The 13898-nt window shown below is 61.5% G+C and carries 15 protein-coding genes; 7 read left to right on the forward strand and 8 right to left on the reverse strand.

Translation table 11 applies throughout. The annotated features are described in order from the left end of the window. The first annotated feature begins 990 nt into the window (after nucleotides 1–990). Nucleotides 991–2181, forward strand: a complete 1191-nt coding sequence (locus AQ611_RS16385; protein ID WP_069235384.1) for a DNA-binding protein — start codon at nucleotides 991–993, stop codon at nucleotides 2179–2181. A 78-nt stretch (nucleotides 2182–2259) separates the two neighbouring features. Here AQ611_RS16385 and AQ611_RS16390 read toward each other — a convergent pair whose 3' ends face one another. The 3 genes from AQ611_RS16390 to AQ611_RS16400 all read right to left on the reverse strand — a co-directional run bounded on the left by AQ611_RS16390 (nucleotide 2260) and on the right by AQ611_RS16400 (nucleotide 4430). Then, entirely contained in the window at nucleotides 2260–3300 is a 1041-nt protein-coding gene (locus AQ611_RS16390; RefSeq protein WP_069235385.1) for a tyrosine-type recombinase/integrase, read from the reverse strand. Nucleotides 3301–3370: 70 nt separating this feature from the next. Further along, on the reverse strand, nucleotides 3371–3748 hold the full coding sequence (locus tag AQ611_RS16395) for a DUF2471 family protein (RefSeq protein WP_059515619.1): 378 nt from the start codon (nucleotides 3746–3748) through the stop codon (nucleotides 3371–3373). A 76-nt stretch (nucleotides 3749–3824) separates the two neighbouring features. Further along, the gene (locus tag AQ611_RS16400; RefSeq protein ID WP_059515618.1) at nucleotides 3825–4430 is read right to left on the reverse strand and encodes a helix-turn-helix domain-containing protein; all 606 of its coding nucleotides are present in this window, start codon (nucleotides 4428–4430) and stop codon (nucleotides 3825–3827) included. 21 nt (nucleotides 4431–4451) lie between these two features. Here AQ611_RS16400 and AQ611_RS16405 point away from each other — a divergent pair, with 21 nt between their 5' ends. Continuing rightward, the gene (locus AQ611_RS16405) at nucleotides 4452–5870 is read left to right on the forward strand and encodes a glycine C-acetyltransferase (protein WP_374755061.1); all 1419 of its coding nucleotides are present in this window, start codon (nucleotides 4452–4454) and stop codon (nucleotides 5868–5870) included. A gap of 10 nt (nucleotides 5871–5880) precedes the next feature. After that, entirely contained in the window at nucleotides 5881–6909 is a 1029-nt protein-coding gene (tdh, locus tag AQ611_RS16410; RefSeq protein WP_069236344.1) for an L-threonine 3-dehydrogenase, read from the forward strand. A gap of 320 nt (nucleotides 6910–7229) precedes the next feature. On the opposite strand, the gene AQ611_RS16415 is transcribed toward tdh, so the two are convergent. The 3 genes from AQ611_RS16415 to AQ611_RS16425 all read right to left on the reverse strand — a co-directional run bounded on the left by AQ611_RS16415 (nucleotide 7230) and on the right by AQ611_RS16425 (nucleotide 9033). Next, complete coding sequence (locus tag AQ611_RS16415) at nucleotides 7230–7547, reverse strand: hypothetical protein (RefSeq protein ID WP_231936055.1); 318 nt, start codon at nucleotides 7545–7547, stop codon at nucleotides 7230–7232. A 101-nt stretch (nucleotides 7548–7648) separates the two neighbouring features. Further along, nucleotides 7649–8281: a GNAT family N-acetyltransferase gene (locus AQ611_RS16420; RefSeq protein ID WP_083237417.1), complete on the reverse strand. Its 633-nt coding sequence runs from the start codon at nucleotides 8279–8281 to the stop codon at nucleotides 7649–7651. Between the two features lie 101 nt (nucleotides 8282–8382). Continuing rightward, nucleotides 8383–9033 carry a YceI family protein gene (locus AQ611_RS16425; protein WP_069235388.1) on the reverse strand — a complete coding sequence of 217 codons (651 nt, stop codon included), beginning with the start codon at nucleotides 9031–9033 and terminating at the stop codon, nucleotides 8383–8385. A gap of 86 nt (nucleotides 9034–9119) precedes the next feature. Here AQ611_RS16425 and AQ611_RS16430 point away from each other — a divergent pair, with 86 nt between their 5' ends. Continuing rightward, nucleotides 9120–9734, forward strand: a complete 615-nt coding sequence (locus AQ611_RS16430) for a TetR/AcrR family transcriptional regulator (protein ID WP_069235389.1) — start codon at nucleotides 9120–9122, stop codon at nucleotides 9732–9734. A gap of 123 nt (nucleotides 9735–9857) precedes the next feature. Beyond that, entirely contained in the window at nucleotides 9858–10337 is a 480-nt protein-coding gene (locus AQ611_RS16435; protein ID WP_069236345.1) for a nuclear transport factor 2 family protein, read from the forward strand. 61 nt (nucleotides 10338–10398) lie between these two features. Here the strand turns inward: AQ611_RS16435 and AQ611_RS16440 are convergent, their stop codons facing one another. Then, nucleotides 10399–11400, reverse strand: a complete 1002-nt coding sequence (locus AQ611_RS16440; RefSeq protein ID WP_069235390.1) for a M14 family metallopeptidase — start codon at nucleotides 11398–11400, stop codon at nucleotides 10399–10401. 90 nt (nucleotides 11401–11490) lie between these two features. Then, nucleotides 11491–12591 (reverse strand): tartrate dehydrogenase, encoded by a 1101-nt coding sequence (locus AQ611_RS16445; RefSeq protein WP_069235391.1) that lies wholly within the window; start codon nucleotides 12589–12591, stop codon nucleotides 11491–11493. A gap of 379 nt (nucleotides 12592–12970) precedes the next feature. Between AQ611_RS16445 and AQ611_RS26750 the strand changes: the two genes are divergently transcribed. Together AQ611_RS26750 and AQ611_RS16450 are read left to right on the forward strand one after the other, a co-directional pair. Continuing rightward, on the forward strand, nucleotides 12971–13102 hold the full coding sequence (locus AQ611_RS26750; RefSeq protein ID WP_257785475.1) for a hypothetical protein: 132 nt from the start codon (nucleotides 12971–12973) through the stop codon (nucleotides 13100–13102). Between the two features lie 142 nt (nucleotides 13103–13244). Continuing rightward, nucleotides 13245–13862: a glutathione S-transferase family protein gene (locus AQ611_RS16450; RefSeq protein WP_069235392.1), complete on the forward strand. Its 618-nt coding sequence runs from the start codon at nucleotides 13245–13247 to the stop codon at nucleotides 13860–13862. The last annotated feature ends 36 nt before the right edge of the window (nucleotides 13863–13898 follow it).

Below are 13898 nucleotides of genomic sequence, written 5' to 3' on the forward strand. Positions count from 1 at the left end.
TGGCATAGAACTGTCTCATAGCCAGTATCCACGGGCCTTTTCGGGCAAGTGGATGCTCACTTTTCCCGAAAACCCTCACCTTTGGCAAATTTCCACAGAATTTTGTTACCCGTAAACCCTCACCTAAAGCGCTGGCACCGACTGACAGCACGCTCCCGAAAAACTTCACCTTTGCGCGGAATCGCCACCCCAAGCCACTATCAAGCTCCCGAAAAACCTCACCTCACCGCGATTGAAAGCCTCAAAACCCCGCCAAATCGGCTTCCTTTCCCGAAAATGCTCACGCGTGATCAGACTGGAATCCCGAGAACGCTCACCTATTGGTCAAAACTGCTTAAAAGAAGGGCAGAATCAGTGTCGCAGATGCATCCCGTAGAGCTTCACCTGTGCATATCCACAGCAAACGGATCATTTCAGGCTCTGTGTGGCCTCACCGCTGCCAGTCCCCTGAAAAACCTCACCTTTGCTAAATTGGTCGGTGCGACGTGGTCCTGAACCCGCTCACGATCTTTCCCGCATCGGCTCACGCTGATCCCTGAACCCCATCACGTCGATTCCCGCAGGATGTCACCTTGGCTCCCGTAAAGCTTCACCTTATCGGCTGGAAACCCTTGTCACGTAAGGCTTTGGGGTGGCGTTAACGTTTTTAACAAGGGTTTCAAGGGTGTTTACTTCTAATACTCTCAAGATTCCCCCGTCGAGTTTTCCACAGAAACCTCACCCCTCTCCAGATAAGCTCTCGAGATCTTCCCTTTCAACATGTGAAACAATTGGGATCATTCGGCCCTTATCGAAGAACCTTTTATAAACAAAGAGTTAATGGCGATTCTTCGTTTTGTTTCACGGATTTGGAAGAGCCAGGCAGCCAGCACCCCGCTCAATCTGTCCAAAAGGCGATTCAAGTAGCAAACAAGCGACAGTCTCTTCAGAAGCGTACCAAATAAAACGTGTTTTGTTATTATTGATACGAACTATCTCCTTCCACGGGCTATCATGCTTGATCAGATCCGACAAACTATTCGTGACGAACTCGACACGATGCGCGCAGCTGGAGCACGTCGTCAGGAATTGTCGCTACACGCATGCAAGCGATTGTTTTTCGATCTCGGCATTCGTCCGTCCAGCGCCAACGTCCGCGATTTGACCCAAACCGGCAGTGCCAGCGATATCCCGAAGGACATCGATCACTTTTGGGAACGCATCCGAGCCGCATCGAAAATCCGGCTTGAAGGCGCGGCTATACCCAAGCCTCTGGAGGAAAAGGCCGCCGCATTGTTGGGAACGCTATATGAGGAAGCACTGAAACAAGCCCGTCAAAGCTTCGAGATCGAACACCAACAGGCAAACAATGAGATAGCCGCGGTCGAACAAAAATATCGTGACGCGCTGATTCGCCAGGAATCGCTCGAGGCTGCGCTCTCTCGCAGCGACGCTCGCGCCGATCATTTGCAAAACAAGTTGACTGAGATGGAGATCAAGCTCGCGTCCGTTTCGACGGAAGAAGCCGCTCGCCAGGATTCGTCGCAGGATCTGATTCGTCGGCTCGAAAACGAAAACGCCCTACTGAACCGCCGCATCGAATCCGAGCAGGCGCAAAATGCTGCGCTGCGCGAGCGGATTGACGCTCTCCATACGGAATTGCGCGAAAATACCGAGCACTATGCAAGGCAAATCAAAGACGCGGTCGCGGAAGCAGAACGCCGCGTGAAGCCGATGCTGGTCGAGCTGGACTCGTTGCGGAGCATGGCGTCGACTTATCAACAAGGGCTGCGGGACGTCAATCGCAAGGAATTCGATTTCCTGCAGCAACTCAGCGCGGCCAAGGCTCGTGCGGATCGCCTCGACGAGCAATTGCGCGAACAAAGTGACGATCTAGCCGAAGCCATCAAAGAAGTGGAGATTTTACGGGCAAGCCAAGGAATAACGCCTGAACTTGCCGCGCTGATCCGACGTTTGGCCGACGCCGGCCAACTCGATGCCGCTGCATTCGATGCGATCGGTACATCACTTGATCAGCATGTGACGCTTCCTGCCCGTTGTCCGAAATGTGGTCATGGCGAACCTGAACTGTCGCACAGCACGGACGGGTATGAATTACTCTGCCCAGATTGTGAGCACACGTCTGACGTTCAACCGTCGCGCTTTGCTGCCGCAGCTCATTTTTCCGCTCGCGATGAGTAGTGTGACCCAACACCTTCAAAGGTGAGAGTATTCGGGAGTCGAAAGGTGAGCGTTTTCGGGGGTAAACAAACGGCGGTTTCAAGCACGGCGCGGCGCGATGGCAGCGTCATCGGCAGAAGGTTTCGCGTCGGGTAATGCGTGAACGAGGTTTTCTTGCCAGTTTTTCCACGCACGATGCAGCCGATTTGCCGAAATCGATTGGGCGAACCCCAACCATTGGCCGACCTTTTCCGGCTCGACGCCGTTTTCGAACAATTCGGCCGCGAACGTATTGCGCAACGTCTGAGGGCTTGCCCGCGCTTCGCGCGACGACGCAATGTCGGCGGCCTCGATAATGGTGTCGACGGCGCGCAGCATCGTCGCCTTGTGCATGGGTCGACCGGATAGCGACGCCGGAAAAACCAAGTCGCCCGGGATCTCGCAGCGTTGGCGTTCGGCGAGCCACGCGTCAAATAACGCGATCGCGAACGAGGCAAGATGGGTGTCGCGGGTGAATTCCGGTTGAGCGGCCGGCACCGTCAGCATGGTCGATCCCAGATTTACGCAACTAATCGTAATAGAGCGAGCTTCGCCGGTTTTCAATCCCGCTCCGAGGAATGCTGCAACGAGCGCACGATCGCGGCGTTCTTTCCAGAGCGTCGCACCGATCGAAGGCAATGGAGAAAACAAATAGGCGAGCAACGCGGCACGTTCGGCCGGCGTCAAAAAACTCGTGGGTTCGTTGTCGCGCGCGCGGCGCCAAGTTGCTTCGCCATCCTGAGCAATGAAGCGAGCGGGATTGGTCGAACCGAGTTCGCTTTTGCGCACGTGATCGAGTACGCGCTCGATCAGCCGTAAATAGCGTACCCGTTGCGTTTTCTTGATGGGCAACTCGCCGACGAAATGCGAGATCGTTTCGGTATCGACCGTAGCAAGTGTCTTCTGCCGTTTCGCAAGCCAGCCGAGGAACGCACCCCATTGTGCGCGATAGACTTCGGCCGACGAATGGCGGAATTGCTGACTGGCAAGCCATGCATCGAAGGCGGTGTCCGGATGATGGAGCCAGTCCGACGTGCCGCGATCGAACAGATCGTTTTGGATATCGGGCATGGGGGAGGCGTGCGTCACGGGCGGCGACATGTAAATGATTCCGTTAGTTGCATTGATCGTAACTTGTCGCGATAGCTCAGTGAAGAGTCGGCCGCGTCGGCTAGTCGCCCCAGGTTCGCGTCATGCGCATCGGCCGCGCAGGCGGGTTCACGTCGCCGCGGACATGCGCCGCAGCCTCGTAGGCGGCCACGGCGAACGAGAACACTGCCGGCAGTGCGTTTGATTGCCCAAAGTCGACGGGATCGTCGGTTTCGGGAAAGTGCATGTCGGCCGGGCGTTCGAACAAACAGCGCACGATCGGATCGTGCCGGCTGGCAAAGCCGAGATCGGCGAGCGCTTCGGCCTCGATCGCATGCAGGAGCCGCCACGTCAGCGGAACATGCTGACGGATATAGCGGTCGGCAATGTGGCGGACAATTGTCTCGATATCGTGCGCCGCAGCCTTGAAGCTGAGCGCGGCCAAATCATGTTCGGTCATCGCGGGCTCCTGATTTGCGTATACTGTACGAATATACAGTATTTTGTGCAACTGGCTAAACAGACAGGTCAACTGGTTACGCGCTGTGCTGCCGGTGGATCACGACAAGCAGCGCTTTGGCTTCGCTCTTGCCGGCATTGCGGATTGCGTGGGGGCCGTCGGCCGGATAGCGGGCGGTATCGCCGGCCTTGAGGCGCCGTGTGCCGCCTGCCGCGTCGACTTCGAGCGTCCCGTGCAGCACGGTGAGGTGCTCGCGCGTGCCCGGTTCGTGTGGATTCGACGCGAGCGCGCCGTTTGCCGGCAGCGTGAGTTCGTACCATTCGAATTTGCCCGCGAGTTCGATCGGCCCCCAAACGCGCAGCAAATAGTGGGCTTCGTGGCCGGCGAGGGTTGGAATGTCGTGTGGACCGTCAACGCGAATCGTTTCGGGCGTTTTCGGCTGCGCAAACAATTCGTCGAGACTGATGCCGAGCGCGTTCGTGAGCCGCCATGCAACGGCGATCGTCGGATTTGCCTTATCGCGCTCGATTTCCGACAGCATCGACTTCGATACGCCCGCCGCACGTGACAGATCGTCGAGCGTCAGTTTGCGTTCGTTGCGCAGCCGCTGGATCTGTTCGCCGACGCGCGGCGGCGTTGCAGGCGCGGAGGTGGCGCGGCGTGCGCCGGAAGAGCTTGCCATTTGAATTCCGTTCGCTTAGAGTTGTTCGATATTCCGAATTTTAGTTCGAAATATAAGAAAAATACGCTAAACCCAACAGCCGACTATAACAGCAGCAGGCCGCTTCACCGCCGCCGAGAGTGCGGGCGAGCGCCGGATCATGGCTCCCGCGGGCATGCGCCGGGGCCGCCAAGCACGGTGGCGGCGTTCGACGCGGCGGTCGACTGGGATGCGGGAGCTGTTCATTTCAGGAGCTATGCGATGCGTGATGCTTACCTTGCCCATCTGCGCCAGACGATCGATCAGATTCGCGCGGACGGTTTCTACAAGACCGAACGCGAGATCGCGAGCCCGCAGGCCGCCGATATCCGACTCGCCGATGGCAAGCAGGTGCTGAATTTCTGTGCGAACAACTATCTAGGGTTCGCGGACGATTCGCGGCTGATCGCCGCCGCGCAGGCGGCGCTTGAGCGGGATGGATTCGGCATGGCGTCGGTGCGTTTCATTTGCGGCACGCAAACCGTGCATAAGCAACTGGAAGCCGCGCTGTCCGCATTCCTGAAGACCGACGACGCGATTCTCTATTCGAGCTGTTTCGACGCGAACGGCGGCCTGTTCGAAACGCTGCTCGGCGAAGAGGATGCAATCATCAGCGACGAGCTGAACCACGCGAGCATCATCGACGGCGTCCGGCTGTCGAAGGCGAAGCGCTTTCGTTACAAGAATAACGATCTGGCCGACCTCGAGGCGAAGCTGCGCGAGGCCGACGCCGCAGGCGCGCGCTTCAAGCTGATTGCCACCGACGGCGTGTTCTCGATGGACGGCATCATCGCGAACCTGAAAGGCATTTGCGATCTGGCCGATCGTTACGGTGCGCTCGTGATGGTTGACGATTCGCATGCGGTCGGCTTCATCGGCGAGCATGGACGCGGTACGCCCGAGCATTGCGGCGTCGAAGGCCGGATCGACATCGTGACGGGTACGCTCGGCAAGGCGCTGGGCGGCGCATCGGGCGGCTATGTGGCCGCGCGGCGCGAAGTCGTCGAACTGCTCAGGCAGCGTTCGCGCCCGTATCTGTTCTCGAACACGCTCGCGCCGAGCATTGCGTCGGCGTCGTTGCGCGTGCTCGAATTGCTGGCGAGCGACGAAGGTGCGAAGCGGCGCGAGCGCGTCCGTGCGAACGGCGCGCGCTTTCGCGAGAAAATGGGCGCGGCGGGCTTCACGCTCGTGCCGGGCGAGCATCCGATCATTCCGGTGATGCTAGGCGACGCACAAGTGGCCACGAAGATGGCCGATGCGCTGCTTGCCGAAGGCGTGTATGTGATCGGCTTCTCGTATCCGGTCGTGCCGCGCGGGCGCGCGCGCATCCGCACGCAGATGAGCGCTGCGCACACGCCAGAGCAGATCGACCGTGCGGTTGACGCGTTCGTGCGCGTCGGCAAGACGCTCGGCGTGGTGTAGGGAGATGGCGATGAAAGCGCTTGTCAAACTGAATCCCGCGCCGGGCCTGACGCTTACGCGCGTGAAGAAACCCGAGGTCGGCCACAACGACGTGCTCATCAAGATTCGCCGCACCGCGATTTGCGGCACCGACATCCACATTTGGAAGTGGGACGAATGGGCGCGCAAGACGATTCCCGTGCCGATGCACGTCGGGCACGAATATGTGGGCGAGATCGTCGAGATGGGCCAGGAGGTACGCGGCTTCGAAATCGGCGATCGCGTGTCGGGCGAAGGCCACATTACCTGCGGATTCTGCCGGAACTGCCGCGCGGGGCGCCGGCATTTGTGCCGCAATACGGTGGGCGTGGGCGTGAACCGCGAAGGGGCGTTCGCGGAGTATCTGGCGATACCCGCGTTCAACGCGTTCAAGATTCCGGCGGAGATCTCCGACGATCTTGCCGCGATTTTCGATCCGTTCGGCAACGCCGCGCATACCGCGCTGTCGTTCAACCTCGTCGGCGAGGACGTCTTGATCACCGGAGCGGGGCCGATCGGCGTGATGGCGGTGGCGATCGCCAAGCATGTCGGCGCACGCAACGTCGTGATCACCGACGTCAACGATTACCGGCTGGAGCTTGCGCGCAAGATGGGCGCGACACGCGCCGTGAACGTATCGCACGAATCGCTGCGCGACGTGATGGCCGATCTGCGAATGACCGAAGGCTTCGATATCGGGCTCGAGATGTCGGGTGCGCCGAGCGCGTTCACGAGCTTGCTCGAGGCGATGAATCACGGCGGTAAGGTCGCGCTGCTCGGTATACCTCCCGCGCAGACCGCGATCGATTGGAATCAAGTGATTTTCAAGGGGCTCGAAATCAAGGGCATCTACGGCCGCGAGATGTTCGAGACCTGGTACAAGATGGTCGCGATGCTGCAAAGCGGGCTCGACCTGTCACCGATCCTCACGCACCGCTTTCCGGTCGACGAGTTCGAAAAGGGCTTCGCGGCGATGATTTCGGGCGAGAGCGGCAAGGTGATTCTCGACTGGACGCAGTAACGAAGCATCTGCGGCGCGCTTGCGGCGCGCGGACCCGCCGAGCGGCGTGGCGCATCGTGCATCGCATCGGCCGCGCAGAGGGAACGATCGCGCAACGACCTTCAATAGCAGCCCGGCGACCTACACCGTCGTCCGGTTGCGATTGAGCGCGCGGCATCGACGCGCGTGGCGCGATAGATCCATCGTTCGACATTTCGGCCGTGCTGCACGATTTCGTTACAACGCAACGGCCGTCTATTCGATCGAAAGAACTCAAAGGTGAGAGTAAACGGGATATCAAAATTTCAACGTCGCGCGAGCAAACGGCGTGGACTCGTTCGTCATCGCGCATCGTCGAGCAGATGCGGATTCAATTCGATATGCAGAATGACGAGCCAACGTTTCGGGCAGTCGGCCGGGACGGTATGCGCGGCTCCGGCGCGCGGTGCTTGGCGCTTCAACCGGCCGCTCGACAGCGCGTCGCGGTACGCGCGTTGCGCGTCGGATTGCAACCAGAAGCTGACGAGCGCACAACTGATGAAATTGAATCCGAGCAACACGGTGGGATCGGCGTCGTATCCGATGGCGCGCGCGAGGCCGGCAAACGCGGCGCTCAGCGCCTGGCTCGCCGCGATCGTGACGAAAACGATTTTCGCCATCCCACGCGCGCGCATGGCAGCCTTCGCGAGTGTGGGCGTTCGCGCATCGCGTCGGCCCGATGGGAGCGAGCGGCCGTGCTTGCGTAGGCCGCTGTTGCGTTTCATGCGGCGTGCCGCAGTGGCGTCAGCGCGAGCGGAAATTCGCGTGCGCTGCGCGCGAACAATGGCGAAATCGCAGTCGGCTTGCAGAGGATCGCGCTATCGTAGCCTTTACCCGCGAAATGCATGACATCGACCACGCGGAATCCTTGGCTCGTGTAGAAATCGATGAGGTGCGCAGCGGGTTGCGGCGTGTCGAGCGCAAGACGCGTATAGCCGCGTGCCGCGGCCCAGTGTGCGGCGCAGGTGAGCATCGCGCGCCCCACGCCGCGCCCTTGCCAAATCGGATCGACGCCGAATTGGCGCAGCGTCGCGACGCCGCAACGGCGATAAAGCTCGCAGTCGGACAGGGCGTCGCGCGTGTGCAGCGTCATCGTCGCGATCAAATGGCCGTTGCAGACGGCGACGTAGCATTCGCCGGCAAGCGCCCGTTGCCGTGTGATCGCGGCGGGCTGGTCGACGCATACGCAGTTGAGCCCCATCTGACCGAGCCGCGCGAACGCGCGATGCAAGAGCGCGGTCAGCTTGTCATACGAATCGTATGCCGGATTGAAACGTCTCAGCACGACTCGTCCATCCACACGCTTTGCACAGGCGATACGCAAAGGCCGTTCGATAGTTGCCCGCTGCTGCATGATGCCTCCGTAACCTCGATGGTTGTTCGCAGTGTAGGGAGACGCAAGCGGGCCTTTCAAGAAAAAATGTCGTAAAAAAACGGATCGTGGCGGCTGTGTCGTCACGAACGTGCCGCCTCACCTTCCTTGACAAATTCCGCTTCGATTCGCACGCGCACTTCGTCTCCCACCGCCGGATACCAGCTCGTCACGCCGAACTGGGCGCGGCTGAGCGCGGCGCTTGCGGAGAAGCCGAGCGTGTCCTGCGTCGTCAGCGGATTGCGGCCATAGCCGTTGAAGGTGACCGCGAGCGTGACGGGGCGTGTGATGTCGCGGATCGTCAGATTGCCGCTCAGCGTGCCTTGCGTGTCGCTTATGCGCGTGAAGTGCGTGCTTTCGAAGCGGATGCTCGGATGGCGGACGGCATCGAGCGCGTCGTTGCCGGCAACGAGCTTGTCGAGCAGCGGCACATTGGTATCGATGCTCGATGCATCGATCGACACGGTTGCGCTGCTTTCGGTAAGACCGCCCGCGCGCCAGTCGAGTTGCGCGTTCGCGCGGTCGAAGCGCATCGTGAAGCGCGAATACTTCAAGTGATCGACATCGAACACGATGCTCCAGTGATGTGGATCGAGCGTGTAGCGGCCCGCCGGAACGGCGGCCTGCGCCACTGTCGGATGATGGGTGACGACACGCCAAGGCATGCAGCCGGGCATCGTTGCTGCAAGCGCGGCGATGCTGGCGATCGACGCCGCCCATTGCACTGGTTTCATTCGCATCCCTTGATCGGAAACGTGCGCAGACGATAGCGCATCGGCCGGATGTTGACAAAGGAGAATGATCGTTCTACCTTAGGCGGATGGATACGAAACCGGATCTTTCCTCAAGCGGCGCGCGTGAGCGTTTGCTCGATGCGGCCGACACGCTGATCTACGCAGGCGGCATTCATGCGACGGGCGTCGATGCGATCGTCAAGCTGTCGGGCGCGGCACGCAAGAGCTTTTATACGCACTTCGAATCGAAAGAGGCGCTGGTTGCCGCCGCGCTGGAGCGGCGCGACGAGCGCTGGATGACATGGTTCGCCGAAGCGACGGTAAAACGCGGCAAGACGCCGCGCGCGAGGCTCGTCGGCATGTTCGACGTGTTGCGCGAGTGGTTCGAGCAACCGGATTTTCACGGCTGCGCTTTTCTCAACGTGTCCGGAGAGATCGAGCGGCCGGATGATCCGATTCGCCTCGTCGCGCGCGCGCACAAGGCACGGTTGCTCGAGTTCGTGCGCGAGCAGCTTGACGCGCACGCGGCCGGCACGGGCGCGGATCGGCGACTGCTTGCGCGGCTCGCGCGCCAATGGCTCGTATTGATCGACGGCGCGATCGGCGTCGCGCTCGTGAGCGGCGATGCGTCGGCCGCGCGTGACGCGAAGGCGGCGGCAACCATGCTGCTCGATGCGACGTTACCCAGCCAACCCGGCTGATACCGGTTTTCATCGTTGCCGATCCGCTTTTCCCTTCATTCGATCGAATCGCGGTTCATTCATCTGCCCGCCGTCCGTTGGCAAGCCGGGCAGGCCTTTCACGCCTTCAATTTGGAGAACGTCATGTCTGATTCAGTCGAAATCCGTCCGCCGGTTCCGCCATTTACCGAGGAGACCGCGCGCCAGAAGGTGCGCGCGGCCGAAGACGGATGGAACACGCGCGACCCGCAGCGTGTGTCGCTTGCCTATACGCGGGACAGCCGATGGCGCAATCGAGCCGAATTCGCCACCGGGCGCGAGGAGATCGTTGCGCTGTTGCGGCGCAAGTGGACGCGCGAACTCGACTACCGGCTCATCAAGGAATTGTGGGCGTTCGGCGGCAATCGGATCGCCGTGCGCTTTGCCTACGAATGGCACGACGATGCCGGCAACTGGTTCCGCTCGTATGGAAACGAGAATTGGGCATTCGACGAACACGGGCTGATGGCGCATCGGCATGCATGCATCAACGATTTGCCGATACGGGAAGCCGATCGGCTGTTCCATTGGCCGCTCGGCCGGCGGCCCGACGATCATCCGGGGTTGTCGGATCTCGGGCTTTGAATTGCCGTGGCCGCGCGGGCGCCATGCAGGCGTGGTGCCCGTGCGGCTGCGCTCAGCCGAGTCAGCCGCGTTGCGGCATCTCGCGTTCGAGACGGCCAAGCCGTACTACAGTGACCCCAGGCCGCAATTGGCGCAGCGACGGCATCACGAGCACGCAATGGGGGTAAGGCGTCGTGATGGGAGCGCCGTCTGACCAGCCGATCACCTCGCCTGCTTCGGCAAAATGCTCGAGGCCGGTGTATGCATCGGCGAAGCGGAAATCGAGGCTCGCGGCGACCACGGCGTGCGTCACCTGTACGACGCGCACGGTTGGCGCGAGCGGTTGAAACCAGTCGGCAGGCAGATCTTGCGCATCGACGATGCCGGATGCGCTTAGAAACCGCGCGGTGCTGTCGCACGCAACGGTGACGGCCCGCGCTTCCCAGTGCTGCCCGCATTCGATCAGCAGCGCATTCTTTTCGCTGACGGGGTTGCCGAAGCCGCCGTAGTCGCGCATGCGCGTGCCTTCCGGATGGCCCGCGTCCCGAATCACGGTCGATGGTGCGCCGATGCGCAGCGCAAGCGCCGCGCCCTTGTCGAGCGGGCCCGCGACGATCAACGGCGCACTGCGTTCGTGCATCGAATGCAGATCGAGCAGCCAATCGGCTTCGTCGACGAACGGCCGCAATGCGCGCGCGCGATCGAGTTCGAGCGACCGCTGCGACCGGTCGTCGAGCAGAGCGGGCGTCCACACGCGATTGAAATCCTGATCGACGAAACGCGCGGCATCCGGCGCTTGCGGATCGAAGCGCGCGTAGGCGGCGACGTTCGCGAACGACAACGTCAGCACCCCGCGGCGCGGGCGCACCGCGCGCTTGAGCAGCGCATCGACGACGATCGCGCCGCACACTTCGTTGCCGTGCGTCAGCGCGTTGACCATCACGCACGGGCCGGGCACGCCGGAATCGAAACGATGCACGTAATCGACACCGGTGTTGCCGGCGCGGTGCGCGTCGAGATCAGGAAAGCGAACTTCGACCGGATAAGGAGAATGGTGAGGAAATTCGGGAGCCGGTTCGATCATGGTGAGCCTTTGCGGGAACGGGTCGAAATGCCGGAGATTCGATGCAGCCTTCGCGTGATGATCGGCACGTCAGACTATGGCCTCCGATCGTCAGGCCGATGCCGTTTCACCGAGCAGATGCGCAACGATGGCGCTGCCGACTTCGCTCGTCGAGGCTTGGCCGCCCAGATCGCGCGTGCGCGGGCCGTGCTTCAACACGTGCTCGATCGCGGCGAGGATCGCGTCGTGTGCTTCGCGCGCCGGGCCTTCGCCGTGGCCGAGAAAATCGATCATCATCGCGGCCGACCAGATCATCGCAATCGGATTGGCGATCTTGCGGCCCGCGATGTCCGGTGCGGAACCATGTACCGGCTCGAACAGCGACGGAAACGCGCGCTCGGGATTCAGATTGGCCGACGGCGCGATGCCGATCGTGCCGGTGCAGGCCGGTCCGAGATCGGACAGGATGTCGCCGAACAGATTCGATGCGACGACGACGTCGAACCGGTTCGGCTGCATGACGAAACGCGCGCAAAGGATGTCGATATGCTGCTTGTTCCACGTGACGTCCGGGTAATGCGCGGCCACCTCGGCTGCGCGCGCGTCCCACCACGGCATGCTGATTGCGATGCCGTTGCTTTTCGTCGCGACGGTGAGCTGTTTGGCGCGGCGCTGCGCCAGCTCGAAAGCGAACCGCATCACGCGCTCGGTGCCGCGCCGCGTGAACACGGCTTGCTGAACGACGAATTCGCGCTCGGTACCCTCGAACATCGTGCCGCCGACGGCTGAATATTCGCCCTCGGTGTTCTCGCGCACGATCATGAAATCGATATCGCCCGCGCGGCGGCCGGCGAGCGGGCATGGCACGCCGTCGAACAGGCGCGCGGGCCGCAAATTCACGTATTGGTCGAACTCGCGGCGGAACTTGATCAGCGAACCCCACAGCGAGACGTGATCGGGCACCGTCGCGGGCCAGCCGACGGCACCGAACAGCAGCGCATCCATGCCCGATAGCTGGGCTTTCCAGTCGTCGGGCATCATTTGGCCGTGCCGCGCGTAGTAGTCGCAGCTTGCCCATTCGATCGGCGTGTAATCGAAGCGCAAGCCGAAGCGGCGGCTTACCGCGTCGAGCGCGCGCAGCCCTTCGGGCATCACTTCGACGCCGATGCCGTCGCCGGGAATCACGGCGATTCGATAGGTGTCGTCGCTCATGCTGGGTGCCTCATCGTGTCCATCCTCCTGCGGGCTTGAGCCGGCCGGGCGGCGCATCGCGCGGCCGGGCGGCGTGAGCGATGGTTGGGTCGTCTCGTCTTCACACGTCTCATCCTTGGTTCGTGCATTTTATGGGTTTACGGAAGATTAGAATCGGCTCTGCGTTGGGTGGCGGTGTTCATTGGCAATGGCTTGGTGACGGCGGGTTCCGTGCAGTGCTTCTATACGCTGCGCGAAAACAGCTTTGCATCGAGCGTGATCGAGGTCAGCCAGGAGCAGACGGTCATGTCGACCGGGCCGTATGGCCGGGTCCGCCATTCGCTGTACTCGGCGGCAATGGTGATACTTTTCGGGAGCCCGATCGCGCTGGGCGGCTGTGTTGACGGTGCTGCTCGCCGCCGTCATCGTTGTGCGGCTGATCGACGAGGAACGCTATCTGAACACGCATCTTGAAGGCTGTCGCGCGTATTGCGATACGGTGCGCTGGCGGCTCGTGCCGGGTCTCTGGTGAGCGTTGCATCGCGCGCTTGCCATTCGCGGCCTGCATTCCTCCTGTTCCGCTGTCCTGCCCGCGCCCGTGGGAACTGTATCTGTCAGTGCACGCGGCGCGTTTCTACAATCGTTTTCCACTCTTCTCGATCAAAGGGCGTCCGATGCTGAAAGTACTCGGTAAGACATCGTCGATCAACGTGCGCAAGGTGCTGTGGACATGCGCGGAACTGCGGCTCGACTACGAGCGCGAGGATTGGGGCATCGGGTTTCAGTCGACGCAGACGCCCGAGTTCCTTGCGCGCAATCCGAACGGCCTCGTGCCGGTGCTCGAGGACGGCGATTTCGTGCTTTGGGAATCGAACGCGATCATCCGCTATCTCGCGAACCGCTACGGCGGCACGCATTTGTATCCGGACGAGCCGCAGGCACGGGCGCGCGTCGACCAATGGCTCGACTGGCAGGCAACGACGCTCAATCCCGCCTGGGTCTACGCGTTTCTCGGGCTGATACGTCAGCAACCGGCGTATCAGGATACCGCGCAGATCCGCGCGTCATGCGATGCGTGGGCGCAGCGCATGACGCTCCTCGATGCGCAACTCGGCAAGACGGGCGCCTTCGTCGTGGGGCCGGACTATACGCTGGCGGATATCGTGATCGGCTTGTCGGTGAATCGTTGGTTGCGCACGCCGTTCGACAAGCCGGAATTGCCGGCCGTGTCTGCATACTTTGAGCGGCTCGCCGCGCGGCCAGGTTTCATCGAATACAACAACGTGCCTTGAGCCGCACGGCCGTTTCCGTGTCGAGCCGGAGCGCCC

The sequence above is a fragment of the Burkholderia singularis genome, from assembly GCF_001718875.1.
GTDB classification, from domain to species: Bacteria; Pseudomonadota; Gammaproteobacteria; order Burkholderiales; family Burkholderiaceae; genus Burkholderia; species Burkholderia singularis.